The sequence below is a fragment of the Eremococcus coleocola DSM 15696 genome (genome assembly GCF_000428865.1).
GTDB lineage: Bacteria > Bacillota > Bacilli > Lactobacillales > Aerococcaceae > Eremococcus > Eremococcus coleocola.
In genome coordinates this window covers 36,119-62,033 of record NZ_AUAT01000005.1, presented here as the reverse complement: position 1 = coordinate 62,033, position 25,915 = coordinate 36,119, and the positions used below count along the sequence as shown (strand labels likewise).

Here is a 25,915-nt window from a genome sequence, read left to right as displayed (position 1 = left end):
GGACCTCATGGGAAAAATTATTGCAGTCGGTAACCAAAAAGGTGGGGTGGGTAAAACCACTACTACAGTTAATTTAGGTGCAGGCTTAGCCAGTCTGGGAAAGAAGGTCCTACTCGTTGATAGTGACTCCCAAGGCAATGCCACATCTGGTTTAGGCGTTCATCGCGGGGATGTGGACCAAAGTCTCTATGAAGTCTTAATTGATCAAATTCCAATCCAAGAGGTTATTTTACCGACTAGTCGGGAAAATCTATGGATTGTACCATCAACTATTCAATTAGCCGCCATCGAACTAGAATTAGTGGGAGTTAAAAATCGGCAAAATCGCTTAAAAGAAGCCTTAGCTCCAGTGGAAGCAGATTATGATTTTATCTTGATTGATTGTCCACCTTCATTAGGCCAACTATCGATTAATGCCTTCACGGCTAGTCATACCATCTTAATTCCAGTGCAAGCAGAATATTATGCCATGGAAGGCTTAACTCAGCTCTTAAATACTATCCGTTTGGTCCAAAAGAATTATAACCGAGACTTCCGGATTGAAGGTGTCTTAATCACCATGTTGGATGCGCGGACAAATTTAGGCTTTGAAGTGGTGGAAGAAGTCCGTAAGTATTTCCAAGAAAAAGTCTATCAAACTATGATTCCAAGGAATGTACGCTTATCAGAAGCCCCATCTTATGGTCTTTCCATCATTGATTATGACCGTAAATCCCGGGGAGCGGAACGCTATTTGGAACTTGCAAAGGAAGTGATTGCTAATGCCTAAGAATACAAAACGTAGTCGGTCTTTGGGCCGGGGAATGGATGCCCTATTTTCTAATTTTGAAGATACCCCAGGCGAAAATGAAGTGGTTGAAGAAATTGATTTAGCTGACATTCGACCTAATCCCTACCAACCCCGTAAGCATTTCAATGAAGAAGCTTTACAAGAATTAGCAGAATCCATTAAACAGTCAGGGGTTTTCCAACCGATAATTGTGCGTCAGTCTTCCATTAAGGGGTATGAACTGATTGCTGGTGAGCGGCGGGTACGGGCCAGTCGTCTTGCGGGTCGAGAAACGATTCCAGCCATTGTCCGTCAATTAGATGAAGAGGCTATGATTGAAATCGCCGTGGTAGAAAACCTGCAACGTGAAGATTTAAGTCCCTTAGAAGAAGCGGAAGCCTATAGTATTTTTATGGATAAATTAAATTTAACCCAGGCTCAAGTGGCGGAACGCATTGGTAAAAGTCGACCTTATATTGCAAATTATTTAAGACTCCTAAGCTTACCAGAAGAAATTAAGCAAATGGTCAGTCAAGATCAATTATCCATGGGTCAGGCTCGAACCTTATTGGGATTAAAGGATAAGTCTAAAATGGTCGCTTTGGCTAAAAAAGTCATTGCTGGCAATTTAACTGTACGACAGTTGGAAGAATTGGTTCAAAGTAGTAACCAAGCCAAGGAAAAATCAGCCAAAGAAGCTGAAATAAAAAATAAAAAAGCCAAAGTAAAATCAGCCCATATTTTAGCCATCGAAGAACAAATGCAAGACTATTTTGGGACTCAGACTCGAATCCAGCAAAAAGGGGACCGGGGCAAGATTGAAATTGAATTTTTATCCGAATCAGACTTAATTCGGATTTTAGATTTATTAGATATTCAGTTATAATTTAAAGACAGAAAGAAGGAAGCCAGGATGCCAAGTAAGGACTATGATAAATTTGATATCGTTGAAATGAAGAAACCCCATGCCTGTCAAAGCAATCGCTGGCAGATTATCCGGATGGGAATGGATATTCGAATCCGCTGTGAAAATTGTCAACACGTGGTGACCCTGACCCGGAGAGATTTCGATAAGAAATTAAAAAAAGTCTTGGTTAAACATCAAGATTCAAGTGAAGCTTAATTTAGAAAGAAAGAGTGTGAATTCATGCCATTAACCGCAGGAATTGTTGGTCTACCCAATGTGGGTAAGTCAACTTTATTTAATGCCATTACCAAAGCTGGTGTTGAGGCCGCTAACTATCCTTTTGCTACGATTGACCCTAATGTTGGGGTGGTAGAAGTTCCAGATAAACGTCTGGATGATATTACCAAAATTGTTAACCCTAAGAAAACCGTTGCGACTACCTTTGAATTTACTGATATTGCCGGTATTGTTAAAGGGGCTTCAAAGGGGGAAGGTTTAGGAAATAAATTCTTGTCTAATATCCGGCAAGTGGATGCCATTTGTCATGTAGTTCGTTGTTTTGAAGATGGGAATATTACCCACGTTTCGGGTAAAGTTGATCCTATCTCTGATATTGAAACGATTAATTTGGAATTAATCTTGGCTGACTTAGAATCCATTGATAAACGGATTGGCCGGGTAGAAAAACAAGCCAAGACCAAAGATGCAGAGGCCATGGCAGAGTTAGAAGTGTTAACCAAACTAAAAGCTGGTTTGGAAGCCAACCAAATGGCAAATGCCTTAGAATTCACTAAAGAACAAGAACCAATCGTTCGTAACCTCTTCTTACTAACCCGAAAAAAAATGCTGTATGTTGCCAATATTGGTGAAGAAGAGGTGGCGGATCCATCAGCCAATCCATTCCTAGCTCAAGTCCAAGAATTAGCGGCCAGTCAAGGAGCTGAAGTCGTACCTGTGTGTGCCTCTTTAGAAGAAGAAATTGCCGTCTTAGATGATCAGGAAAAAGCGGCTTTCTTAGAAGACTTTGGGATGCCTGAATCTGGTTTAGACCGTTTGATTCAGGCAACCTATCACTTATTAGGTTTAGGAACTTATTTCACTGCTGGGGAGCAAGAAGTAAGAGCTTGGACCTTTAAACAAGGTATGAAGGCTCCCCAAGCTGCTGGTATTATCCATACTGACTTTGAACGAGGTTTTATCCGCACCGAAACCCTCCATTATGATGATTTAATGGTTTATGGGTCTGTTCAAGCAGCCAAAGAAGCAGGCCATTATCGATCTGAAGGTAAGGAATATGTAGTTAAAGATGGCGACATTATGCTCTTTAGATTTAATGTTTAATTAAGGAGGATCAGGATGACCGAAGAACAATTTAAAGTAAAGCAAGACGTGGAAGATAGCCAAGAACAATTAGAAGGACCGGCAGCCACGGTGGAAGAAGTTGAATTGGTAGATGCAGAAGTTGAAAATGAAGACCAAGTTGGGGTTGAACCAGAAGTCCAAGCGGCCCTTGACCAAGCGGCCCAAGTTTTAGCAGGTGTCCCTAACCAAGATTTCTTCCAATTAACTAAGAAGAACCAACAGTTTATGAAGACCATTGATCGCCACTTAGCCCAAGATACTCATTATGAAGTGCGGGGTAATGTTTACCAAGAGATGGTAGAGACCCTATTAGACGGCCAAAAAAGTGGCCAAACAGCTAAACAAATTTATGGCACTCCCACAGAGGTCATCCAATCCATTAGTGGTAAAGACCTTAAGGTGGAAACGGATAGCAAGGAACAATCAGAAGACAAGTTATTATTCTTGGATGGTGCCCTCTTATTAGGCTCTGTCTTTACCCTTTTAACGGGTCTTTCTATGATGCGGCCCCAACAGGCTCCCAATGCTGTGCATATGGGCATCATCACCTTAATCTTGAATTATTTAGTGGCTGGTTTTGCTATGATGATGACCGCCAAAAACTTGCCGAATCCTGATGCGCCTAAGGGGCAAAAAGGTTACGGTCGTTATTTCTTGATTTCAGTTTCAACGATGATGCTTTGGTTTGCGGCAGTCTCCTTCTCCGGAGCCTTGTTACCAAAAGTGATTAATCCAATCTTACCAAGTACAGTTTATATTGTCCTAGGGGCAGTCACTTTGGCATTACGATTCTACCTAAAGAAAAAGTTAAATATCAAAGGAACTGTTTTTTAAACTTATATAGAGAACTAGCCCACCCAGTTTGAAAGTCGTGGTCTGGTTCTTTTTTCAAAGTTAGTAAGGAGGAACTTATGTTAACACTAGCTTATATTGGGAATGGTAAATCAACTAATCGCTATCATTTACCCTTTGTATTGACTCGGACCGACACCTTTAAGGTTAAAACAATTTACTCAAGAACGAATAAAGGAACTTGGATGCCCATTCCGGGTGTTAATTATGTCCATGATCTCCAGACTATTTATCAAGATCCAGAGATTGATTTGGTGGTGATTACCACCCCTTCACCTACCCATTTTCAACTGGCGAAAGAAACTTTAGAAGCAGGAAAAAATGTTCTCTTAGAAAAACCTTTCACCGAAACCCGCCAGGAAGCCCAAGACTTATTTGACTTAGCCCAAGCCAAGGGTCTATTTATTCAAGCCTACCAAAATCGACGGTTTGATTCGGACTTTTTAACCCTACAAAAAGTCATTGAAAGTGGTAAACTTGGTGACCTGCATGAGATTGAAATGTCTTTTGATTATTTCCGCCCGCAAACGCCCCAATCAGTTGACCACTATGAGCGGATTAATTCTTTTGTTTATGGGCATGCTTGTCATACCCTAGACCAGGTGATTTCTTATTTTGGTCGGCCGCAAGCGGTCCATTATGATGTTAAACAGTTATTGGGATCTGGTAGAATGAATGATTATTTTGATGTAGATATGTATTATGACTTCCCTTTGAAGGTTTCGGTCAAGTCTTCTTACTTTAGAATTAAAGCACGTCCATCTTTTGTTGCTTATGGCTCTAAAGGAATGTTTGTGAAAGCCAGCAAAGACCGACAAGAAGAACATTTGAAATTATTTTATTTACCAGGTCCAGGTCATGAAGATTTTGGGGTGGATTTACCAGAACATTATGGGACGCTCACTTATGTTGATGACCAAGACAATTACCATGAAGAGAAGGTTATTTCAGAAGTGGGTGATTATGGCCGAATTTATGATGGAGTATACCAAAGTCTAGTTCATGGCCAGGCCAAGCTGGTCAAAGACCAAGAAACCCTCACCCAAATTGATTTACTCGAACAGATTACAGCAAATCTTAAATAAAGTTTAGAAATCACTTGAAGCCTTATCATAAAAGTGGTACTTTAGATAAAATATTCAAAGCAGCAAATTAATTATTATAGGAGGTCGATTGAATGACTGCTTGGGAAAGCAAATTTGCCCGTGAAGGTTATACTTTTGATGATGTGTTATTGGTTCCCGCTAAGAGTGACGTTTTACCGAATGATGTAGACTTATCCGTTGAATTAGCACCCAATTTGAAATTAAATGTGCCGATTATTTCAGCTAGTATGGATACCGTGACCGAAGCACCAATGGCGATTGCGATGGCGCGTCAAGGAGGCTTAGGCGTTATTCATAAAAATATGTCGATTGCAGCCCAAGCAGAAGAAGTTCGTAAAGTTAAACGGTCAGAAAATGGGGTTATTTTAGATCCTTTCTATTTAACGCCCCAACATATGGTCCGAGAAGCTGAAGAATTGATGGGTCGTTATCGGATTTCTGGGGTGCCCTTGGTAGCCTCTGAAAGTGATTTGACCTTGGTGGGAATCATTACCAACCGGGATATGCGCTTTATCAAAAATTTTGACCAAGCCATTGAAAATGTGATGACACCTAAAGAAGAGTTAATTACCGCTCCAGTTGGGACGTCCTTAGAGGAAGCCGAACATATTTTAGATCGATACCGGATTGAAAAATTACCCTTGGTTGATCAAGAAGGTAAATTATCTGGTTTAATTACCATTAAAGATATTGAAAAGGTAATTGAGTTTCCGAATGCGGCTAAGGACCAACACGGACGTTTATTGGTTGCTGCCGCGGTTGGAATCACCAATGATACCTTTGAACGAGCTGAAGCTTTAGTTCAAGCTCAAGTGGATGCCATTGTTGTGGATACCGCTCATGGTCATTCTGCCGGAGTCCTCCGTAAAATTGCTCAAATTCGCAAAACCTTCCCAGAAGTAACCATTATTGCAGGCAACGTAGCCACTTATGAAGGCGCCAAAGCCCTATTTGAAGCAGGAGTAGATGTGGTTAAAGTTGGGATTGGTCCTGGTTCTATTTGTACTACCCGGGTAGTTGCCGGTGTTGGTGTACCACAATTAACCGCGGTTTATGATGCCGCCCATGCTGCTAAAGAATTTGGTAAGACCATTATTGCGGATGGTGGAATTAAATATTCTGGCGACATGGTCAAGGCTATGGCAGCTGGGGGTCATGCGGTGATGATGGGATCTATGTTGGCTGGTACCGATGAATCGCCAGGTGAATTTGAAATTTATCAAGGTCGGCGGTTCAAATCATACCGGGGCATGGGGTCTCTAGCAGCCATGGAAAAAGGATCAAGTGACCGGTATTTCCAATCACAAACTGAAGCCAATAAATTAGTTCCTGAAGGAATCGAAGGCCGGGTCGCTTATAAGGGAAGTGTCCAAGATATTGTCTTCCAAATGGTTGGGGGCATCCGGTCAGGTATGGGTTATGTGGGTGCGGCAAACTTAGCCGAGTTACGAGAAGAAGCTCAATTTATTCGGATGTCAGGAGCTGGACTCATTGAGTCTCATCCCCACGATGTTAACATTACCAAGGAAGCACCAAATTATTCACGTCAATAGATTTGGGAGCGGGCAAGCAGTAGAAAATCTCTGGTTTTCATGCGGTTTGCCCGCTTCTTTTTTGGAATTAAAGGCTAGATTTTGCCTTTTTATAACAATTTGAATAAAGCATGTTATGCTTTTGCAAAACATGCTACAATAAAAGTTAAGTAATTAGGAAAGAGAGGCTTGAAATGGCACGAATTTATCAATGGTTAACCCTTGTCAGTGTAATCATAACCATATTTATTTCCCCCCTTACAACATTTGCTCAAGCCCGATTTGATAACTTTAATGTGGACCAAGATCTATCTGCCATGGTCATTGAAGGCCATAATGGGCAGATACTTTTTGAACAAAACACAGATAAATTGGTTGAAGTTGGTGATTTAAGTAAATTATTAACTCTTTATTTGGTGTTGGATGCTGTCAAACAAGGGAATATTTCGATGGATACCGAGGTACCCATTTCTGATCAGGCATTTTATATTAGCCAAAATTACGATATTAACAATGTTCCCCTCCGTCAAGATTATCCATATAAGGTGGAAGACTTAATCCAAGCGGTGGTCATTCAGTCTGCAAATGGTGCCACCCTAGCTCTGGCCCAATTAATTGAGCCGGATGAGGGTAAATTTGTTGAATTGATGCGCCAGCAACTGAGTCAGTGGCATTTGAATGATTTTGAAATCTTCAATGCAACTGGTATGACCCAGACACAAATTAATGACTCGTATGCGCCTTATACAGATGACCGTGAGAAAAATAAAGAAGTCAATCGGATGTCGACCGAGGTCGTGGCGACGATTGTCTATCATTTGATGGATGTTTATCCTGATATCTTAAATTATAGTCAAAAAGATGTGGATGTCTTTGTGAAAGACAGTGATGATGCCTTTGATATGAATAATGCTAATTTACTGGTTTCGGGTGGTGAGTATAACTATGATTTGGCCGATGGTTTAATGGTGGATGACTCCCATGAAGCCCAAGCGTCAATAGTAGCCACTGCTGAAAAAGATGGCTTAAGAGTGATTGGAATCAGTTTAGGCCAAGAAGACCCAGTAGCTATGTATCAAGATATGATAGACCTATTTAATCAAAGCTTTTCAGCCTATCGTTTAGAAGCCATTGCGAAGGCGGGGGACCCAGCAGACCATATTAATCAGACTCGGGTCCAAGGTGGGGTCGAAACCACCACGGCTTTCAAATATGTCCAAGATTTTAATCTGGTGGTTCCAATTATTGATACAGCGCCTCAGTTAAGTTATGAATTTTTACCTGATTATCAATATTTTAATCCAGCTGGTTTCCTAGTCGCTCCGGTTAATCATAAAACCGTGGTAGGCCAGATGCAAGTCAAAGCCCAAAAGAGTGAGCCATTGGCTTCACTACCATCGGCTAAGGGAAATGCGACTGATATTGTGGTGGCAGAAGATATCGAAGAGGCCTCAGCTTGGATTAAATTCTGGCGGAGTTTGAAAGCTGGTTTTGATGACCTGATGCGGGAGCTGAGAGCCTTCTTCATTAACTTATTTAATTAGAGAGGATGATTTGATGAGTGACAAACAAGTTGCAATTTTTGCGGGAGGATGTTTTTGGTGTATGGTTCATCCCTTTGACCAATGGGATGGGGTAGAGTCGGTGCGGTCAGGTTATACCGGTGGCCATGTTGAAAATCCGACCTATGAACAAGTCTGTACGGGTAAAACAGGCCATACCGAAGCGGTAAAAATTGTCTATGATCCAGAAAAAATTTCCTATCAGACTATGTTAGATATTTATTGGTCGAGCATGGATCCTACCGATGCTGACGGTCAATTTGGGGACCGAGGCTCTTCTTACCGGCCAGTAATCTTCTATACCACCGAAGAACAAAAGGCCCAGGCTCAAGCTTCCAAAGAAGCCTTAGACCAAAGCGGACGCTATCAAAAACCAATTGTTGTACCGATTGAACTAGCCCAGCCTTTTTATGAAGCTGAAGAATACCATCAAAATTTCTACCAAAAAAATCGCGCCCATTACCAACGTTATTCCGTAGGGTCTGGTCGAGTTGACTTTATTGAACGTCATAAGGTAGATTAGGCTAGTTTATAGATTAATCATAAAAAGCCTTGACCAACAAGGCTTTTTAATTTATCATATATGAGTCGTAATTATTTAAGAGCTGTTAGCTCAGTTGGTAGAGCATCTGACTTTTAATCAGAGGGTCACAGGTTCGAGCCCTGTACAGCTCATTTGCTTTTTATATTACGCTTTTAAAATGAATGCCAACTTAGCTCAGTAGGTAGAGCAACGCACTCGTAACGCGTAGGTCACAGGTTCGATTCCTGCAGTTGGCATAAGTGACGACAAACACCTCTTCATAAAAGTGAAGGGGTTTTTTATTTGAGTTAGATTGGAGTCCCTAAATAAATTTATGAAAATTTTCCTTGACAATGATGATAAAAACCGTTAAATTTATAAGCATAAATTTAATATTTTTCTCATTGAAGAGATAAGTAGTTTAAGGCAACCTTTAGAGAGTCTGTGGTTGGTGGAAACAGATGGTGATAATTAAACGAAAATGGTCTTGGAGAGGTCATGCCTTGAGCTGCAGTAAAAGGTGTGCGGGTATTCCCGATATTGAATACGAGTATTAGCGATCTATGTATGATGGCAGTACTTAAGAAGGTTATAACAGTGATGTTATAATAAATTAAAGGTGGTAACACGAGAGATTCGTCCTTTTGGATGGGTCTCTCTTTTTATTTTCCACTTTTTGTTGTTTGTTGTTGAGAATAAAGAAAGAAGGATTAATATGAAAAAAATTATTTCATTTATTTGTAGTTTAGCTGTTTTAGTCTCAATTTTTGCGCCTGCCAGTGTCAAAGCAGCGGATAAAGAATTTGAGGGTCAAACCGTTAAAGTCGGTGTGGTAGGTGAACTGTACGAAGATATTTGGAAGTATGTCGCTGAAAAAGCTAAGGAAGAAGAAGGAATTAATATTGAGGTCGTATTATTAACTGACTATAATATTCCAAATACCGCCCTAACCGATGGATCAATCGATTTAAATGCCTTCCAACATGAAGTTTTCTTAGAAAATTGGAATAAAGAAAATGATGGTCATATCGTAACGATAGGTTATACAGTTGCGGTACCAACTCGGGTTTATTCAGAAAAATATCAATCCTTTGATGATCTTCCTGAGGGGGCAAAAATCGCTGTGAACTCTGCGCCAACTAGTCTAGGTTATAATTTACAAACCTTAGAAAGGGCTGGTTTAATTAGCTTAAAGGATAATGGGGAATTATTACCAACTGTGTCTGATATTGAAGAAAACCCTAAACATTTAGATATTATTGAATTAGATGGCGCTCAAATTCCAGCTTCTGTCCCAGATGTGGATGCAGCCTTTATTGATGATTCATTCCTATCAGCATCTAACTTTAAACCGAGTGATGCCATCTATGTTTATGGGGATACACCAGAAACTATAAATGTTGACCGGGTGAATATTATTGCAGCGCGGGAAGAAGATAAAGATAATCCCTTATATCAAAAAGTTGTTGAACTTTTCCAAACCGATGATGTGGCTAAGAAAATTGAAGAAGTTACCGAAGGTGGATCAATTGCGGCTTGGGATTTAGTGAAAGAAGTTCAAGAAAAGGCAGAATAAAAGCAAAATTACCTTAAATATATTTCTGTAATCTGCGAAAACTTATTGATTATTCAACGTAAATTGTTATAGTAATAGTGATAACTTTTATTGAGTTTAAGGAGATTACCATGAACCAAATTGCTATTTATCCATTTCCGTATGGGTTATTACAAATTGAATACACAGAGGATCAAATACTATCCATTGCGAATGTTGATAATTTTGATGGTTCTAGTCAAACGAGCTCCTTGTCTGATCAGGCTTTTATTGAGTTATCTGAATTTATGGAAGGAAAACGTAAAGAATTTAACCTACCTTACCTGTTAGACGGAACAGACTTCCAAAAGAAAGTATGGTCTGCTTTATTAGATATTCCCTACGGCCAAACAAAGACTTATCAAGAAGTGGCTGAAATAATTGGTCAACCCAATGCTGTTCGCGCGGTGGGTGCTGCTTGTCGGGATAATAAGCTATTGATGCTAATTCCTTGTCATCGGGTGGTTGGATCAAATGGTGATTTGAAGGGCTATGCTGGTGGGGTGCAAATGAAATCTGATTTATTAGCCATTGAAGGACCTAAATGTAAATGTTAGGCTAGAAGAGCTGGGCTTCCTTGTCCAGCCACAATTGATTTTGTTTTATTATTAATACTTTCTGATGGTGCATAAGCTTGGTAAAAGCAAGTTAAATGAATAAATTAAATAGACTTAAAGAGCTAGGGATAATGTATCCCTAGCTCTTTTTATATTACGAGTAAGAGCCTGAAAGTAAATTAGACTTCTAAAAATATTTTCCAAATTATTTATTAAATTTCAAGAAATTATTTTCATCAATTGTAAAGTATGGTATAGTATGAGTATCTTTGAAAGCGCTATTAAGAAAAGAGGTGGCGTATGGAAAATGAAGTGATTGAAAGTTTGAATACTGAGGGGAATAATCCGCGTTCGCGTGACCTAGATCAAATGACCAGTCAGCAAATCGTAGCCCTGATGAATCAGGAAGACCAGGCTGTCATCGATGCGGTCCATGAGGCCCAGGACCAGATAGGTCGTTTAGCTGAAGCGGCCTACCAAGCTTTACAGGCTGGGGGGCGGGTCTTTTATGTTGGCGCGGGTACCTCTGGACGGTTAGGTATTTTAGATGCTTCCGAGTGTCCGCCTACTTTTGGAGTGTCAGCTCAACTATTCCAAGGTGTGATTGCCGGGGGCAAGGAAGCGATTTTTAAAGCCAAGGAAGGCGTGGAAGACAGTCCCCAAGCAGGTCAAGAAGCTCTTCAGGCCAAAGGCATGACAGCTCAAGATATCGTCATTGGTATAGCAGCTAGTGGCCGAACCCCCTTTGTCCTAGGAGCCCTGTCTTATGCTAAAGAAGTGGGTGCTTCTACTGGATCAGTTTCCTGCGTGGCGGGAGCTAAAGTTTCAAGTTTGGTTGATTTCCCCGTAGAGGTTGTTACAGGTCCGGAAGTTTTGGCTGGCTCAACCCGGCTAAAGGCCGGTTCTGCGCAGAAAATGGTCTTAAATATGATTTCTACGGCAGCCATGGTTAGAAGTGGTAAGGCCTACCAGAATTACATGGTAGACTTAAAAACCTCCAACCAGAAACTTGAAAAGCGGGCCATTAATATTTTAAAAGCCCTGATTCACGAAGATATAGATTATAAGGCTTTACTAGAAGCAGCTGATTATCATGTTAAGACAGCCTTGGTTATGCATAAATTACAAGTAGATCGGGCCCAAGCCCAAGCTGAATTGGCGGCTAAAGACGGTCATGTTCGGTTAATTTTAGAAAATAGGTGAAAAAATGGAAGATATGGAATTAATTATTTTTGAAATTATTGCTAAGGGAGGGAACGCCAAAGGCTTGGTTTATGAAGCGATTGCTAAGTCAGAAGCAGGTGATTTTGCAGCTGCCGATAAGTTATTGGCTGAAGCTGATGAAGAGCTCAAGGGCGCCCATCAAATTCAAACCAATTTGATTCAAGAAGAGGCAGCCGGTAAACACCATGAGGTGACGGTCTTATTTGTCCATGCCCAAGACCATTTGATGACTTCTTTAGAAGTTAGATCTTTGGCTGAAAACATCATCAAGATGAACAAGCGTCTCTATGCCTTGGAGCAAGGACATGACTAAAAACACTGAGCCACAAGATAGGGCAAAAAATGAACTGCCACGTTTTTCTTATCAAAGTTCACTTTTAATGTTACTGTTTCTGATTTTAGCGGTTACCCTGGTGCCTTTGGCACTTAAACAAGTCACCTCAAATTATAATTGGTGGACGGTTATCCTAGGTGGCCTTTTGGCAGGGTTTGGAACAGTATTTAGTCAATACCGATTAGTATTAAAAAAGCCCTTAGATAAACAATTTTATCTGTTGGTTGGGGCGGCAAGTCTAGTGTGTGGTTTTATTTTATTTATCTTTGCCTTTGCGGGCATTATTATGTAGGAGGGATACAAATGAAGAAAGTATTATTAGCCTGTGCGGGTGGGATGTCATCTGCCATTGCAGCTAAATCGTTACAAGATGCGGCCCAAGCGGCCGGTAAGGATGTTGAAGTTCATGAAGCATCCAGTCAAGCCTTTGAAGATGAGATTACTAAGGATTATGTCTTAGCCTTAGTCGCTCCACAAATTCGCCATCGCTTTGATCATTTAAAAGAGTTGGCTGATCAAAATAATGTGCCAATTCTTCTTGTTGCCCCTAAGGGTTATACTCCAATTGGCGGCAAATTCTTATTAAAACAAATTACCGATGAACTCGGTGACATTTTAGATTAGGAGGAAAGTCAATGTTTGAAAAATTAGCAGATATTCTAGATTCTAAGTTTTCAACCCCGATGGCTAAGTTAGCGGAACAACGCCACCTTAGAGCGGTCCGGGATGGTATCGTCGCCACTTTACCTTTAATTATTGTTTCGTCTATGTTTATGGTTATCGCTTTCTTACCGAATTCATTACCGGCCGAGTGGGGTTTTACTCAATTTATTATGGAAAACCAATTTAAGATTCTTTTACCCTACCGGATGTCTATGTACATCATGACCCTTTATGCGGTCTTTGGCATTGGTTTCTCTCTATCACGCTCTTATGATTTGGATGGTCTTTCAGGTGGGATTCTTTCTGAACTAGCCTTCTTACTAACTATTATTCCTAAAATGAGTCCTGCTGTGACCGAAGGCATTACTAAATTAGCTGAGAATAACCAAGAGTTAGCTGATTTTGTGGCACAGGTGCCAGCTGGCTTAGTGATTCCGATGCCAAACCTAGGTTCAGCTGGGATGTTCATAGGGATTTTGGCGGCTTTCTTTGCGGTTGAAGTTTACCGACTTACGCAAACATCTGGCTTTAAAATTTCAATGCCACCGCAAGTACCAGCCTCTGTGGCGCGGTCCTTTGAATCTTTAACCCCAGCTGCAATTATCCTTTTAGTGGTTGCAACAATTACCATGTTCTTAGACATTGATGTGCATGGTATTGTGGCTAAGATAGTTACACCTTTAGTTCATGCCTCTGATACCTTGCCATCTGCCATCGTGATTGTATTCTTGACTACCTTCTTCTGGTCATTTGGGATCCACGGTGCTTCCATCGTAGGTTCGCTTGTACGTCCAGTTTGGCTCATTCTCTTAGATGAAAATATTCAAGCTTTTGCCGATAAAACAATGATTCCAAATATTGCCGCTGAACCCTTCTATCAATGGTTTGTTTGGATTGGTGGGGCTGGTTCTGCTTTAGGCTTGGCCATTCTCTTAGTCTTCATGGCCAAATCTAAATACTTGAAGACTTTAGGTCGGACAGCGATTGTGCCAGCTATCTTTAATATCAATGAACCAATTATCTTTGGTTTACCGATAGTTTTGAACCCAACCTTAATTATCCCATTTAACTTAGTACCCCTTGTTTCATTAGTTATTTCTTGGTTTGCCACTAAATTAGGTTTGGTGAATCCAGTGGTATCTAGTCCAGCTTGGACCTTGCCTGGTCCAATTGGGGCTTTCTTGGCAACCGGTACCGACTGGCGAGCCATTATCTTGAGTATCGTTTTAATTTTTGTATCCGTTGTTGGATACTATCCATTCGTTAAAATTTATGACCGTCAACTCTTAAAAGAAGAAGCCGGCCAAGATATCACGGCAGAATAAGCCGAGTAAGTTAATCGAAGTAAGAACGGGTATAAAAAGATAGTCCTAGACTCTTCTTTTCATTACCCGTTTTTTATCAAAAAGGAGTTTATTATGCGAAAATTAGGAATTTCAATTTATCCTGAAAAAAGTGAACCACAACGAGTGAAAGAGTATTTGGACTTAGCCGCCAAATATGGCTTTAGCCGGGTCTTTTCCTCCCTCTTACAAGTGGATGGTGATGTAGACCTTGTAAAAGCTAATTTTAAAGAAATTAATGATTATGCTAAGGCTAAGGGCTTTGAAGTGATTGTGGATATTGCCCCGCGGATTTTTAGTCAATTAGGGATTTCTTACCAAGATTTGTCCTTCTTTAAGGAAATTGGGGCGGATGGATTACGGTTGGATGCCGGTTTTTCTGGGGTGGAAGAGGCCATGATGACCTTTAATCCACAAGGGCTAAAAGTCGAAATAAATATGTCCAATGATGTTCATACGATTGATACGATTATGGATTTCCAACCTAATGCTTATCAATTGTACGGTTGTCATAACTTTTATCCCCATAATTATTCTGGTTTGGGACTAGATTTCTTTAAACGGACCAGCCAACGTTTCAAACACTATGGTCTGCGGACGGCTGCTTTTGTGACCAGTCAGGTAGAAAACAGCTTTGGTCCCTGGCCGGTGGAAGATGGACTACCTACTTTAGAAGGCCACCGTCATTTACCTTTGGATGTACAAGTAAAACACCTTTTAGCTATGAATGCGGTGGATGATATTCTGATATCTAATTGCTATGCTTCAGAGGAAGAACTAAAAGCAGTGGGTCAATTAGACTTGTCTTTGGTTACCCTCGATGTAGATCCCGTGGCTTCTTTAGGTGATATCGAAAGTAAGATTCTCTTTGATGAATTTCATTTCAACCGAGGTGATCAAAGTCAATACTTCTTACGGTCCACCCAAAGTCGAGTTAAGTATAAAGGCTATGACTTCCCTGTTTTTAACGCCGTGGATACCATTAAACGGGGCGATGTCATCATCGAAAGTTCTGAATACGGTCATTATGCCGGTGAATTACAGATTGCGCTGAAGGACATGCAGAATTCTGGTAAATCTAATGTGGTCGGTCATATTCGTCCTGAGGAAGTTTTTATTTTGGATGAAATCAAACCATGGCAGAAATTTAAATTGAAAAGAGCTTAGCTATGAAATATATCATTGGAGTGGATGGGGGCGGGACCAAGACTAAGTTTGTCCTCTATGATGTAATGGGGATTCCCCTAAAAACCTTTCAAAGTGGGTCTTGCCATTTAATGCAAGTGAGCCAAAATCAGGCCCGTCTCACCTTATATCAAGGCGTGCAAAACTTAATCAAAGATTTAGATATTTCACCGCAAGATTTATTTATCTCTTTAGGTTTAGCTGGTTACGGCAACCAAGTTATGAAGCGGGAACTTGAATTAGTTACAGCATCGGCTTTGTCTCCCTATTCTTATCATTTAGTGAGTGATGCTGAAATTGCCTTATATGGTGCTTTGGGTGGTCAAGACGGAATTATTGTCATTGCGGGTACAGGGTCAATCGCCTATGCCAAAGTCGGCCAAGAAATTTTAAGAGCCGGCGGTTGGGGATATTTCCTTGGCGATGAAGGTTCTTCTTATTGGATTGGCCAGCATTTGTTAGAACTTTTTAGCCAACAGTTGGATGGACGGCTAGAAAAAACGATTCTCCATGACTACTTATGGGATAAGTTTCAGTTGAATGAGCCTCTAGATTTAATTAAATACAGTAATGATCATTTTGTAGGTCATCGTAGTCAAGTTGCTCAACTCGCTAAAGATGCAGCCAAACTCGCTAAAGAAGGTGACCCACATATGCAAGACCTGTTTGAAAAAGCTGGTTTAGAACTGGGACGATTAGTCCAAGCCTTAGCCAGTCATTTTCCTCAGGGTTGTCCTGTCTCAACGGTTGGAGGACTTTGGGAAAGTAAAGACATCTTACGCCAAGCCTTTCAGACTAGTTTGGCGTCGAAATTTCAGTTACAAGCGCCATTACAAGCGCCTGAATATGGTGCTTATTTAATTGCTAAAGATTTAATTTAGGAAGGATGAGGCTGTTGAGCACAATTTACCGGATTAAACAATCCTATGATCAGTTGACAGAGACGGAAGTTAGAATAGCTGATTTTATTCTAGCTCAACCGAATCAAATCGTTGAGTCATCTTCAGCCGACCTTGCTCATCTAACGAGTACTTCTCCTTCAGCCTGGAATCGTTTTGCCCGCAAATTAGGTTATAGTGGCATTCGTGACTTAAAGATAGCACTCGCTCGTAGTGAACAAGTAAAGAATGATCCTGCTAATATGCTAGAAGCCAATGAATCGGTTACGAGTTTAATTCAAAAAGAGGGTCAATTAGTGGAGCAAAGTCTCCAAGGTACCTTATCCTTGTTAAACCAGAGTGACTTAGACCAAGCGATTACTTGGCTAGATCAAGCCCAACGTATCTATATGGTTGGGGTAGGCGGTTCCAGTGTGGTGGTGACAGATTTCTTGCATAAACTAACCCGCATGGGCAAACAAGTAATTCATAATCCAGACCATCATATCCTACTCGCTCAGTTTGCCCATATTAATCAGGATGATGTCTTGTTGGCGGTTTCTTATTCGGGTATGACCAATACAGTGACAGTGGCAGCTGACCAAGCTAAGGCTAAGGGAGCAAAAATAATTGCCGTGACGGGTTTCCATTTGAATTCTTATTTGGCTAAATTGGCTGATTGTTCCTTGTATATTCCAGCCAAGGAAGGTAATATTCGCTTAGGTGCCATTCAATCACGGTTTGCTTCCTTGATTATAACGGATATTTTATACTATGGATTAGTGACCCGGCATTTAGATGAGACTAAGGCCAGTTTACTAGCTAGTCGGGAAATCGTAAATAATATTAAGTGAGGTGACTTATGCTTGCTGCAGGGATTATGTCAGGGACATCCTTAGATGGCATCGATGTGGCTATCTGTGAGATTGAAGGTCTTGACCAAAAGACCCAGGTTAAGCTGCTGGCATTTGATACTATCGCCTTTGAACCACAAACTTTGGCTAACCTAAGCCAGGCATTAAATCGTGACCAAGTGTCCTTGGCTGATATCAGTCGGTTAAATGTTGAATTAGGACAAGTTTTCGGTCAAGCAGTCTTAAGGGTGTGTCAGCAAAATGACTTAGACAGTAAAAACTTAGATTTTATTGCTTCACATGGTCAAACCCTTTACCATGATACGTCTAATCAAAATAATATCCGCCATACCCTGCAATTAGGGGAGGCCAGTGAAATTGCGGCCTTGTGCCAGTGTCCCGTGATTAGTGATTTTAGGCCCATGGATGTGGCCTTAGGTGGTGCCGGTGCGCCCTTAGTTCCTTATGCTGAATGGGTCTTGTATCAGGATCCAAGTCGGACTCAAGCCTTACAAAATATTGGAGGAATTGGGAATGTAACGATTCTACCTAAGAGTGGGCGTTTATCGGATCTGGTGGCTTTTGACACAGGGCCGGGGAATATGGTGATTAATGAAGCCATGCAAATTTTATTTAATCAGACTTATGATAAGGATGGAAACCGGGCTAGCCAAGGTCAAGTACAAGAAGAATTAGCCCAGCATCTCATGGCGCATCCTTATTTGCAAGCCCCCTTACCTAAATCAACCGGGCGGGAGCTATTTGGTCGAGCCTTCACGCAAGAATTGATTGATGCTTTCCCTCAAATTAGTCCACTTGATTTTATTGCTACAGTAACTTGGTATAGTGCCGCTTGTATTGCTTTTCATTTAGATGGACATATTCCAGCGGTGCCTCAAGTTGACCGATTAATTGTGAGCGGTGGCGGTGCTTATAATCCGCAATTAATCCGGTATCTTAAAGAGCTAATGCCGAAAGTGGAAGTTATTCGGCAAGAAGACTTAGGTTATTCTTCTGAAGCTAAAGAAGCCATTGCCTTTGTGATTTTAGGTAACCAGACCTTCCATGGGCGGCCTTCGAATGTCCCATCGGTAACGGGAGCCAGTCAACCAGCTATCTTGGGCAAGATTACACCGTGGTTAGACCTCTCTAAAACAAAGAAATTTTCATAAAATTTATAGGTAAAGAATGGAAAAGATAGATGTTTTATATGCCTTTTCTATTCTTTTTTTGTGGAGGTTATCCTTGCCTTTAAACCATGAGTTTTGTTAAAAATAATTAGACAAGTCTTTGTTTTTTTTCTATTAAAATCCTGTTCTAAAGGAAGTTTGCTTGAAAGTGATTGTGAAAAAATTATACTTGTCTGCCTGAGTGGAAGTGCTATAATATGAGAGGAATTATTTATTTCATTATTTAAAAAAAGGAGGTAATTTGATGGTAGGAATTATCATCGCAAGTCACGGTGAATTTGCAGATGGCATTAAGCAATCTGGTTCAATGATTTTTGGTGAACAAGAAAATGTTGAATCAGTTACTTTTATGCCAAATGAAGGACCCGATGATTTGCAAAAGAAATTGTCGGAAGCAATCGACCGGATAGATGGTGACGAAATTCTGTTCTTAGTTGATTTATGGGGCGGCAGTCCTTTCAATCAAGCCAATATTTTATTTGAAAAAGATACAGAAAAACGTGCCATTGTCGCTGGTTTGAACTTGCCAATGTTAATTGAAGCCTATGCCAGTCGGTTCAGTATGAATACGGCCCATGAAGTTGCAAGTGCGATTCTTAAGACAGCGCGCGAAGGAGTTAAGGTAAGACCGGAAGCAATTGATGTGGTTGAGGCTGCCCCAGAAGCAGAAGTGGCTCAAGCTACAACAGCTGAAGGTGAAATTCCAGAAGGCACTGTTCTTGGTGATGGTCAAATTAAATTTGTCCTTGCCCGGATTGATACTCGTCTCTTACATGGTCAAGTTGCAACATCTTGGACAAAGACTACCAATCCAGACCGGATTATTGTGGTGTCTGACCGTGTAGCTCACGATGATTTACGTAAAAAGCTAATCGAACAAGCAGCCCCTGCAGGGGTGCATGCTCACGTTATTCCGGTCGATAAGTTGGTCCAAGTTTATAAGGACCCTCGTTTCGGAGCCACTCGTGCCATGCTTCTGTTCGAAACACCGCAAGATGCATTAGAAGCGGTAGAAAAAGGTGTTGAGATTCCAACGATTAATGTTGGTTCCATGGCCCATTCAACTGGTAAAGTCATGTTGAATAATGTTTTATCCGTTGATCAAGCTGACGTGGATACTTATAAGAAATTAAAAGACTACGGCGTTAAATTCGATGTTCGTAAAGTTCCAGCAGATAAATCAGGCGACTTATTCAAATTAATCGCTGATAAAGCTGGTTCTGGCTTAGCACTTTAGAAGGAGGATTAAAATGGACTTTAATTTACTATCCATTGTCTTAGTTTTAATTGTGGCCTTTTTAGCTGGGATGGAAGGGGTTCTTGACCAATTCCAATTCCATCAACCAATTATTGCTTGTTCTTTAGTTGGCTTAGCTACTGGTCATTTAGCTGAATGTATTATCTTAGGGGGCGCTTTACAATTAATCGCCTTAGGTTGGGCTAATATTGGTGCGGCAATCGCACCCGATGCTGCCTTAGCCTCTGTGGCTTCTGCTATTATTTTTGTTAAAGCGGGCGACTTCTCAGCTGATGGCCGGAATGTGGCCATTGCAGCTGCAATTACCTTAGCAACTGTTGGTTTAGTCTTAACTATGGTTGTACGGACTTTATCTGTGGTGATTGTTCACCAAGCAGACAAAGCGGCTGAAAAAGGTGATTTTAATGGTGTGTCTTTATGGCATTATATTGCTCTAGCATGTCAAGGTCTTCGGATTGCTTTACCTGCAGGTGCCTTGCTCTTCATTCCATCTGCTGCGGTTCAATCAGTTTTAGGTTCATTACCTGTATGGTTTACTTCTGGTATGACGATTGGTGGTGGGTTTGTCGTAGCGGTTGGTTATGCTATGGTTATTAACTTAATGGCAACCCGAGAAGTATGGCCTTTCTTCTTCTTAGGCTTTGCCTTAGCTCCATTAAATGAATTAACTCTAATTGCAACTGGTATTATCGGTCTCTGCTTGGCAATTATCTACTTAAACCTAAGCAAGAATAAAGGTGATGGCGGTAACGGTGGTTCATCTAACTCAGGTGACCCATTAGGCGATATTTTAAATGATTATTAAGGAGGAAAAGACAGATGACTGAAGAAAAACGTATTACTTTATCTAAAGCAGACCGTCGTAGCGTTATGTTACGTTCTCAATTCCTCCAAGGTTCTTGGAATTACGAACGGATGCAAAATGGGGGTTGGGCTTATGCTTTAATCCCAGCGTTAAAGAAATTATATCCACAACATGATGATGCAGTAGCGGCATTAAAACGTCACATGGAATTCTTTAATACTCACCCATACTTAGCTTCGCCAATCTTAGGGGTAACCTTAGCGATTGAAGAGGAAAAAGCAAATGGAGCTGATATTGATGATGCAGCCATCCAAGGGGTTAAAATCGGTATGATGGGTCCGCTAGCAGGTATTGGTGACCCAGTCTTCTGGTTTACCGTACGGCCAATTCTAGGAGCAATTGCCGCTTCTCTAGCAACCGGTGGATCTATTATTGCACCTTTATTCTTCTTTATTGCTTGGAACATTATCCGGATGGCCTTTTTATGGTATACCCAAGAATTAGGCTACAAATCTGGTTCTGAAATTACTAAAGATCTTTCTGGTGGGTTGCTTCAAACGATTACCAAAGGTGCTTCTATCTTAGGTATGTTTATCATGGGTATCTTGGTACAACGTTGGACCTCAATTAACTTCCCAATGGTAGTTTCCCGCGTGCCTTTATCTGAAGGAGCTTATGTTGAGTTCCCTGATGGTGCCGTGGATGGAGGTAAATTACAAGAAATCTTAGGTCAAGTTGCTTCTGGTATGTCTATTTCACCTGAAAAGGTAACGACCCTCCAAAATAACTTAGATCAATTAATTCCTGGTTTCGCAGCCTTACTACTAACCTTTGCATGTATGTGGTTGTTGAAGAAAAATGTTTCTCCAATCATTATTATCTTTGGTTTATTTGCCATTGGTATCTTAGGCCACTTAGTAGGTATCTTCTAGAAACTTCTCTATTCTATCAAAATCTCTTGTCGTCTGACTTCTTGGGTCAGAATGACAAGAGGTTTTCTTTCATTGAGGGATATTTAAATTAAACCAGGCCTATGCTAAAATAAAGCTTAGTAAAGGAGCATGATAATGGTACAATCTCTTAACCGAAAGGTCGATTTTAACACCAAAGCCAATCTTATGTCAGGGGGGGTTGGCAGTAAACATGGCGATATTTTAATTGGGGACCAAGCCTTTGAATTCTATAATGAACGTAATCCGGAATCCTTTCTACAGATTCCTTGGGTCAGTATTGAAAAAGTCAGAGCCCAATTATTCTTTGGCAACCGTTATATTCGAGGCTTCTTTATTGATACAGACCAAGGTGTCAGCTTCAACTTTATTGTGAAGGATGCCGGTAAAAGTTTGAAAGCTATGCGAACTTATTTAGGCAATGAGAAAATTGTCCGTAATGTTCCAGTTTTTTCTTTGAAACGTTTATTTAAACGAGGGCAAAAGTAAATTAAGGCATAAAATAAGCAAATAAATAGGGCGGGACTGGGCAAAAATGCCCAGTCCCGTTTATATACTTAAATATTAGATGTTTTAGCGCAGTGATGATGGTTATAACTGCTTTAAAAGACTGAGTCCTACTAATTAAGGATTAACCGCAATCATGGTCCCCTGGAATTGAAGCACTTGTTTGCCAGAGTCTAAATCAACCACATCGGCTTCTACAACGGAGACTTGCTTGCCCGCTTTAATCACTCGACCGGTGGCCAGAAACCGATCGCTGGCGGCAGGGCGTAACAAATTGACCTTGAACTCAATACTGAGAACCTCACAACCTTCAGGTAACATGGTCAGGGCGGCATACCCAGCGGCCGAATCTGCAATAGAAGTGGTTACACCGGCATGGAGGAAGCCTGTTTGTTGAGTCAAGTTTTCATTTTTTTCTAAATAGATTGAAACTTTTCCTTCCTCAACAGTATCCAATCGTGCCCCCATACTCTTTAAAAAGGTCTGACGGTCAAAGGATTCTTGGACGCGTGAAACAATATCCATATTACATATCTCCTTTCGAATATATCAAATTTTAGTTCACAAGTTGAAACTATTGTTATTGTAACTTGTAAGCGTTTTATGGTCAATAAAAAAGTGTTAAACCTGTATAAGGTAAGTTTATAGTTGTGAAACAAAACGCAATCTTGTATTGACATTATTCTCCAGATGAACCACAATATATATGTTATATAAAAAATAAAAACACAAGATATAGGGGTTTGCTAAGATGGAATTATTAGATAGAAAAGAAACTTACATGGGCTTAGCTTCAATGCAAGTGATTAAACGGGATAAGCGGCAGGTTGCCTTTGATGCGTCTAAAATTCAAGTGGCCATTGAAAAAGCTGTCACTGAAGTGGAAGGTCAAGTATCAAGCCAACGTTTGGTCGAGATTGAAGCCTTGGTGGCCCAAATTTTGACGACGATTCAAGAACGATTTACACGCGATATTAATATTTATGAAATACAAAGTATTGTTGAACAACACTTACTACAATCAAATATGCCTGAGGTGGCTCATGCCTATATTGACTACCGGGTTAAGCAAGATTTTGCCCGGGCTGATGCCACGAATATTAATCACCGTATCCAGTCTTTATTAGATCAAGATAAGACCGTGGTTAATGAAAATGCCAATAAGGATAGTCGGGTTTTTAATACCAAGCGCGACTTAACCGCTGGGATTACAGCCAAGGCGATTGGCTTACAAATGTTACCGCCCCATGTGGCTAATGCCCACCAAAAGGGTCAAATTCACTACCATGACTTGGATTATCATCCTTACATGCCCATGTCAAATTGTAGTTTAATCGATTTTAAGAATATGTTCGAAAATGGCTTTACGATTGGGAATGCGGAGGTTGAAACACCTAAGTCTATTCAAACGGCAACCGCCCAAATGGCCCAAATCATTGCCAATGTGGCTTCCAGTCAGTATGGTGGAACCTCAGCTAACCAGATTGATGAAGTCTTGGCTCCTTATGCTCAACTGAATTTAGAAAAAAACCGTCAATTAGCGCAAGAATGGATTGACGATCCAGAAAAACAAGAGGAATTTGCGGTAGCTAAGACCAAAAAAGATATTTATGATGCCATGCAGTCTTTAGAGTATGAAATTAATACTTTGTATACTTCACAAGGCCAAACGCCATTTACGACTCTTGGCTTTGGCTTAGGAACCTCTTGGATCGAACGTGAAATCCAAAAGGCGATTTTACAAGTCCGGATTAAAGGAATTGGTAAGGAAGCACGGACGGCTATTTTCCCTAAACTGGTCTTTACTTTGAAAGATGGGGTTAATTTATGCCCTAAAGACCCTAACTATGATGTGAAGCAATTAGCCTTGGAATGTGCCACCAAGCGGATGTATCCAGATGTCTTGATGTATGACAAGATTATTGATATTACCGGGTCATTTAAAGTGCCGATGGGATGTCGTTCTTTCTTACAAGGTTGGAAGGATGAAGAATGTCATGAAGTCAATGATGGCCGGATGAACTTAGGGGTAGTTACCATAAACTTACCGCGGATTGCCCTAGAAACTGCTTATGACCAAGCCGCTTTCTGGGACTTATTGGCAGAACGTTTGGATATTGTGGCGGATGCTATGGTTTACCGGGTCCAACGGGTTAAAGAAGCGACCCCTGAAATGGCTCCCATTCTTTATCAATATGGGGCCTTTGGCAAACGGCTCCGTCCTGATCAAGCCGTGGATGAACTCTTCAAGAATAAACGGGCTACTGTTTCTTTAGGTTATATTGGTCTTTATGAAGTGGCAACGGTCTTCTACGGCCCTGATTGGGAGCATAATCTCAAAGCCAAGGCCTTTACTTTAGAAATCATGAAACGGTTGAAGGCTAAAGCCGATGCTTTAGGGGACCAATATGGCTATCATTTCTCCGTTTATTCAACCCCATCCGAATCTTTAACCGACCGCTTCTGTCGTTTGGATACTGAATTATTTGGGAAGGTCAAAGATATTACCGATAAGGAGTACTATACCAATTCTTTCCACTATGATATTCGGAAGAACCCAACCCCCTTTGAAAAGATTGATTTTGAAAAAGATTATCCCCAATATTGTGGCGGTGGCTTTATCCATTACTGTGAATACCCTAATATGCGGCAAAATCCTAAAGCTTTGGAAGCCGTTTGGGATTATGCCTATGATAAGATTGGCTATTTGGGAACAAATACACCAATTGATCATTGTTATGAATGTGGCTTTGACGGGGACTTTACCCCAACAGAATTTGGCTTTAAGTGTCCACATTGTGGTAACCACAATCCTGAAACTTGTGATGTGGTTAAACGGACCTGTGGTTATCTAGGTAACCCACAAAAACGCCCAATGGTGCATGGTCGCCATAAAGAAATTTCATCCCGGGTAAAACATATGTCTTCTAGTCAAGTGACACAATTAAGAAATCAAAAAGCCAAAGAGGCTGATGATCATCGGACCCTATAGGAAGGAGCTGGCCTATGAATAATCCTAAACCAAAAGAATGGTTGGCCAGTGAACTCAGTATGGGCAAGATTGCTGATTATAAACCCTATAATTTCGTGGATGGCGAAGGCGTCCGGTGTTCTATTTATGTGTCGGGTTGTCCCTTTGCTTGTAAGGGGTGTTATAACCGGGTGGCCCAGAACTTTAATTATGGTAGGCCCTATACCTTGGAGTTGCAGGAACGAATCTTGGATGATTTAGGGGCTCCTTATTGTCAGGGTTTAACCTTACTGGGTGGTGAACCCATGTTGAATACCAATGTCTTGATTCCTTTATGCCGGGCGGTGCGTGACCGCTTTGGTGCTAGTAAAGATATTTGGTCTTGGACAGGTTATACCTGGCAAGAGTTGATGGTCGATTCTGAAGATAAGTTAGAGTTATTATCCTTGATTGATGTCTTGGTGGATGGTCGTTTTGAGATTGATAAGAAGGATTTAAGCTTACAGTTTCGGGGGTCATCTAATCAAAAGATTATTAATGTTCCTGAGAGCTTGCGGCAAGGGGAAGTTGTCTTGTGGCGGCAGGCGAATGGGGAGGCGTATTATTAGATAAATTGAAAAGCCAACCGAGTTGGCCAGCGGGGTGGGCTGGGACTTGGTTGGCTTATATTAATCAGTCTTCTTTATCTTTTTTTGGGAGAGGAATTATTTGTAATCTAGGATAAGGACTTCGTCGATTGAGAATGTATGGTGCAAAGACTGCAATATAGGTTTCTTCATCGAAATCAAGAATTTCACTTATACGGGTAACAATGTGATGATTAGGTAGATGCTTCTGATGTAAAATATTATAGAGTGTCTTATAATTGATATCTGTGTCGCGAGAAAATTGACTTAGAGAACCATATTCTTGTAGTATTTTTGTTCTGAGTAAAGCAAAATCGATAGAGTGACATGTATCATTATTCAAAGCAAAGACCTACTTTCATT

Annotated in this window: 27 protein-coding genes, 2 tRNA genes and 1 other annotated feature; of the genes, 28 read left to right on the top strand and 1 reads right to left on the bottom strand. The window is 40.8% G+C overall.

The window, feature by feature from the left end; all coding sequences use genetic code 11:
- Positions 1-7: 7 nt before the first annotated feature.
- The 26 genes from G396_RS0101785 (at position 8) to G396_RS0101660 (ending at position 21,937) form a co-directional block, all read left to right on the top strand.
- Complete coding sequence (locus G396_RS0101785) at positions 8-769, top strand: ParA family protein (RefSeq protein WP_006418873.1); 762 nt, start codon at positions 8-10, stop codon at positions 767-769.
- Positions 762-1,655 carry a ParB/RepB/Spo0J family partition protein gene (locus tag G396_RS0101780; protein WP_006418805.1) on the top strand — a complete coding sequence of 298 codons (894 nt, stop codon included), beginning with the start codon at positions 762-764 and terminating at the stop codon, positions 1,653-1,655. Before G396_RS0101785 ends, G396_RS0101780 begins: the two co-directional genes overlap by 8 nt.
- Positions 1,656-1,682: 27 nt before the next feature.
- Positions 1,683-1,892 (top strand): DUF951 domain-containing protein, encoded by a 210-nt coding sequence (locus tag G396_RS0101775; protein WP_006418745.1) that lies wholly within the window; start codon positions 1,683-1,685, stop codon positions 1,890-1,892.
- A 24-nt stretch (positions 1,893-1,916) separates the two neighbouring features.
- A complete protein-coding gene (gene ychF, locus G396_RS0101770) occupies positions 1,917-3,017 on the top strand; it encodes a redox-regulated ATPase YchF (protein ID WP_028124857.1) in 1,101 nt (366 codons plus the stop codon).
- Between the two features lie 15 nt (positions 3,018-3,032).
- Positions 3,033-3,872 carry a DUF1129 domain-containing protein gene (locus G396_RS09860; protein ID WP_051221055.1) on the top strand — a complete coding sequence of 280 codons (840 nt, stop codon included), beginning with the start codon at positions 3,033-3,035 and terminating at the stop codon, positions 3,870-3,872.
- 77 nt (positions 3,873-3,949) lie between these two features.
- Entirely contained in the window at positions 3,950-4,975 is a 1,026-nt protein-coding gene (locus G396_RS0101760) for a Gfo/Idh/MocA family oxidoreductase (RefSeq protein ID WP_028124856.1), read from the top strand.
- A 92-nt stretch (positions 4,976-5,067) separates the two neighbouring features.
- On the top strand, positions 5,068-6,549 hold the full coding sequence (gene guaB / locus G396_RS0101755; RefSeq protein ID WP_006418757.1) for an IMP dehydrogenase: 1,482 nt from the start codon (positions 5,068-5,070) through the stop codon (positions 6,547-6,549).
- Positions 6,550-6,722: 173 nt separating this feature from the next.
- Positions 6,723-8,072, top strand: a complete 1,350-nt coding sequence (locus G396_RS0101750; RefSeq protein ID WP_006418949.1) for a D-alanyl-D-alanine carboxypeptidase family protein — start codon at positions 6,723-6,725, stop codon at positions 8,070-8,072.
- Between the two features lie 13 nt (positions 8,073-8,085).
- Positions 8,086-8,613 (top strand): peptide-methionine (S)-S-oxide reductase MsrA, encoded by a 528-nt coding sequence (gene msrA, locus G396_RS0101745; protein WP_028124855.1) that lies wholly within the window; start codon positions 8,086-8,088, stop codon positions 8,611-8,613.
- Between the two features lie 79 nt (positions 8,614-8,692).
- Positions 8,693-8,765: transfer RNA gene (locus tag G396_RS0101740), tRNA-Lys, on the top strand.
- 32 nt (positions 8,766-8,797) lie between these two features.
- Positions 8,798-8,870, top strand: a tRNA-Thr gene (locus G396_RS0101735).
- 138 nt (positions 8,871-9,008) lie between these two features.
- Positions 9,009-9,260, top strand: a binding site (T-box leader).
- Between the two features lie 68 nt (positions 9,261-9,328).
- Positions 9,329-10,189: a MetQ/NlpA family ABC transporter substrate-binding protein gene (locus G396_RS0101730; protein WP_028124854.1), complete on the top strand. Its 861-nt coding sequence runs from the start codon at positions 9,329-9,331 to the stop codon at positions 10,187-10,189.
- A 110-nt stretch (positions 10,190-10,299) separates the two neighbouring features.
- Positions 10,300-10,764 (top strand): methylated-DNA--[protein]-cysteine S-methyltransferase, encoded by a 465-nt coding sequence (locus tag G396_RS0101725; protein WP_006418723.1) that lies wholly within the window; start codon positions 10,300-10,302, stop codon positions 10,762-10,764.
- Between the two features lie 300 nt (positions 10,765-11,064).
- Entirely contained in the window at positions 11,065-11,967 is a 903-nt protein-coding gene (gene murQ, locus G396_RS0101720) for an N-acetylmuramic acid 6-phosphate etherase (protein ID WP_006418852.1), read from the top strand.
- A gap of 13 nt (positions 11,968-11,980) precedes the next feature.
- Entirely contained in the window at positions 11,981-12,301 is a 321-nt protein-coding gene (locus G396_RS0101715; RefSeq protein WP_248623895.1) for a PTS lactose/cellobiose transporter subunit IIA, read from the top strand.
- Positions 12,294-12,614 carry a hypothetical protein gene (locus tag G396_RS0101710; protein WP_028124852.1) on the top strand — a complete coding sequence of 107 codons (321 nt, stop codon included), beginning with the start codon at positions 12,294-12,296 and terminating at the stop codon, positions 12,612-12,614. Before G396_RS0101715 ends, G396_RS0101710 begins: the two co-directional genes overlap by 8 nt.
- A gap of 11 nt (positions 12,615-12,625) precedes the next feature.
- A complete protein-coding gene (locus G396_RS0101705; protein ID WP_028124851.1) occupies positions 12,626-12,946 on the top strand; it encodes a PTS sugar transporter subunit IIB in 321 nt (106 codons plus the stop codon).
- Between the two features lie 11 nt (positions 12,947-12,957).
- Positions 12,958-14,310, top strand: coding sequence for a PTS sugar transporter subunit IIC (locus tag G396_RS0101700; protein WP_028124850.1), 1,353 nt, complete (start codon positions 12,958-12,960; stop codon positions 14,308-14,310).
- A gap of 93 nt (positions 14,311-14,403) precedes the next feature.
- The gene (locus G396_RS0101695; protein ID WP_028124849.1) at positions 14,404-15,495 is read left to right on the top strand and encodes a DUF871 domain-containing protein; all 1,092 of its coding nucleotides are present in this window, start codon (positions 14,404-14,406) and stop codon (positions 15,493-15,495) included.
- A 2-nt stretch (positions 15,496-15,497) separates the two neighbouring features.
- Complete coding sequence (locus tag G396_RS0101690) at positions 15,498-16,394, top strand: N-acetylglucosamine kinase (RefSeq protein WP_028124848.1); 897 nt, start codon at positions 15,498-15,500, stop codon at positions 16,392-16,394.
- A gap of 14 nt (positions 16,395-16,408) precedes the next feature.
- A complete protein-coding gene (locus G396_RS0101685) occupies positions 16,409-17,245 on the top strand; it encodes a MurR/RpiR family transcriptional regulator (RefSeq protein ID WP_028124847.1) in 837 nt (278 codons plus the stop codon).
- A gap of 8 nt (positions 17,246-17,253) precedes the next feature.
- Entirely contained in the window at positions 17,254-18,417 is a 1,164-nt protein-coding gene (gene anmK, locus G396_RS0101680) for an anhydro-N-acetylmuramic acid kinase AnmK (protein WP_028124846.1), read from the top strand.
- A 262-nt stretch (positions 18,418-18,679) separates the two neighbouring features.
- Positions 18,680-19,672 (top strand): mannose/fructose/sorbose PTS transporter subunit IIA, encoded by a 993-nt coding sequence (locus G396_RS0101675; protein WP_006418823.1) that lies wholly within the window; start codon positions 18,680-18,682, stop codon positions 19,670-19,672.
- Between the two features lie 13 nt (positions 19,673-19,685).
- Entirely contained in the window at positions 19,686-20,498 is an 813-nt protein-coding gene (locus G396_RS0101670) for a PTS mannose/fructose/sorbose transporter subunit IIC (RefSeq protein ID WP_006418850.1), read from the top strand.
- 14 nt (positions 20,499-20,512) lie between these two features.
- On the top strand, positions 20,513-21,430 hold the full coding sequence (locus tag G396_RS0101665) for a PTS system mannose/fructose/sorbose family transporter subunit IID (protein ID WP_006418927.1): 918 nt from the start codon (positions 20,513-20,515) through the stop codon (positions 21,428-21,430).
- Between the two features lie 135 nt (positions 21,431-21,565).
- The gene (locus G396_RS0101660) at positions 21,566-21,937 is read left to right on the top strand and encodes a DUF956 family protein (RefSeq protein WP_028124845.1); all 372 of its coding nucleotides are present in this window, start codon (positions 21,566-21,568) and stop codon (positions 21,935-21,937) included.
- A 135-nt stretch (positions 21,938-22,072) separates the two neighbouring features.
- Here the strand turns inward: G396_RS0101660 and G396_RS0101655 are convergent, their stop codons facing one another.
- Complete coding sequence (locus G396_RS0101655; RefSeq protein WP_006418980.1) at positions 22,073-22,480, bottom strand: PaaI family thioesterase; 408 nt, start codon at positions 22,478-22,480, stop codon at positions 22,073-22,075.
- A gap of 226 nt (positions 22,481-22,706) precedes the next feature.
- On the opposite strand from G396_RS0101655, the gene nrdD reads away from it, so the two are divergent.
- Complete coding sequence (nrdD, locus tag G396_RS0101650) at positions 22,707-24,947, top strand: anaerobic ribonucleoside-triphosphate reductase (protein WP_028124844.1); 2,241 nt, start codon at positions 22,707-22,709, stop codon at positions 24,945-24,947.
- Between the two features lie 14 nt (positions 24,948-24,961).
- The gene (gene nrdG / locus G396_RS0101645; protein ID WP_006418801.1) at positions 24,962-25,534 is read left to right on the top strand and encodes an anaerobic ribonucleoside-triphosphate reductase activating protein; all 573 of its coding nucleotides are present in this window, start codon (positions 24,962-24,964) and stop codon (positions 25,532-25,534) included.
- Positions 25,535-25,915 lie beyond the last annotated feature (381 nt).

Coding starts and splice junctions, on each gene's coding strand:
- G396_RS0101730 (WP_028124854.1), top strand. CDS start 9,329: ATGAAAAAAATTATTTCATTTATTTGTAGTTTAGCTGTTTTAGTCTCA.
- G396_RS0101715 (WP_248623895.1), top strand. CDS start 11,981: ATGGAATTAATTATTTTTGAAATTATTGCTAAGGGAGGGAACGCCAAA.
- G396_RS0101660 (WP_028124845.1), top strand. CDS start 21,566: ATGGTACAATCTCTTAACCGAAAGGTCGATTTTAACACCAAAGCCAAT.
- G396_RS0101700 (WP_028124850.1), top strand. CDS start 12,958: ATGTTTGAAAAATTAGCAGATATTCTAGATTCTAAGTTTTCAACCCCG.
- msrA (WP_028124855.1), top strand. CDS start 8,086: ATGAGTGACAAACAAGTTGCAATTTTTGCGGGAGGATGTTTTTGGTGT.
- G396_RS0101675 (WP_006418823.1), top strand. CDS start 18,680: ATGGTAGGAATTATCATCGCAAGTCACGGTGAATTTGCAGATGGCATT.
- G396_RS0101690 (WP_028124848.1), top strand. CDS start 15,498: ATGAAATATATCATTGGAGTGGATGGGGGCGGGACCAAGACTAAGTTT.
- anmK (WP_028124846.1), top strand. CDS start 17,254: ATGCTTGCTGCAGGGATTATGTCAGGGACATCCTTAGATGGCATCGAT.
- G396_RS0101710 (WP_028124852.1), top strand. CDS start 12,294: ATGACTAAAAACACTGAGCCACAAGATAGGGCAAAAAATGAACTGCCA.
- G396_RS0101750 (WP_006418949.1), top strand. CDS start 6,723: ATGGCACGAATTTATCAATGGTTAACCCTTGTCAGTGTAATCATAACC.
- G396_RS0101780 (WP_006418805.1), top strand. CDS start 762: ATGCCTAAGAATACAAAACGTAGTCGGTCTTTGGGCCGGGGAATGGAT.
- nrdD (WP_028124844.1), top strand. CDS start 22,707: ATGGAATTATTAGATAGAAAAGAAACTTACATGGGCTTAGCTTCAATG.
- G396_RS0101785 (WP_006418873.1), top strand. CDS start 8: ATGGGAAAAATTATTGCAGTCGGTAACCAAAAAGGTGGGGTGGGTAAA.
- G396_RS0101725 (WP_006418723.1), top strand. CDS start 10,300: ATGAACCAAATTGCTATTTATCCATTTCCGTATGGGTTATTACAAATT.
- G396_RS0101760 (WP_028124856.1), top strand. CDS start 3,950: ATGTTAACACTAGCTTATATTGGGAATGGTAAATCAACTAATCGCTAT.
- G396_RS0101670 (WP_006418850.1), top strand. CDS start 19,686: ATGGACTTTAATTTACTATCCATTGTCTTAGTTTTAATTGTGGCCTTT.
- G396_RS0101705 (WP_028124851.1), top strand. CDS start 12,626: ATGAAGAAAGTATTATTAGCCTGTGCGGGTGGGATGTCATCTGCCATT.
- G396_RS09860 (WP_051221055.1), top strand. CDS start 3,033: ATGACCGAAGAACAATTTAAAGTAAAGCAAGACGTGGAAGATAGCCAA.
- guaB (WP_006418757.1), top strand. CDS start 5,068: ATGACTGCTTGGGAAAGCAAATTTGCCCGTGAAGGTTATACTTTTGAT.
- nrdG (WP_006418801.1), top strand. CDS start 24,962: ATGAATAATCCTAAACCAAAAGAATGGTTGGCCAGTGAACTCAGTATG.
- G396_RS0101775 (WP_006418745.1), top strand. CDS start 1,683: ATGCCAAGTAAGGACTATGATAAATTTGATATCGTTGAAATGAAGAAA.
- G396_RS0101665 (WP_006418927.1), top strand. CDS start 20,513: ATGACTGAAGAAAAACGTATTACTTTATCTAAAGCAGACCGTCGTAGC.
- G396_RS0101695 (WP_028124849.1), top strand. CDS start 14,404: ATGCGAAAATTAGGAATTTCAATTTATCCTGAAAAAAGTGAACCACAA.
- G396_RS0101655 (WP_006418980.1), bottom strand. CDS start 22,480: ATGGATATTGTTTCACGCGTCCAAGAATCCTTTGACCGTCAGACCTTT.
- ychF (WP_028124857.1), top strand. CDS start 1,917: ATGCCATTAACCGCAGGAATTGTTGGTCTACCCAATGTGGGTAAGTCA.
- murQ (WP_006418852.1), top strand. CDS start 11,065: ATGGAAAATGAAGTGATTGAAAGTTTGAATACTGAGGGGAATAATCCG.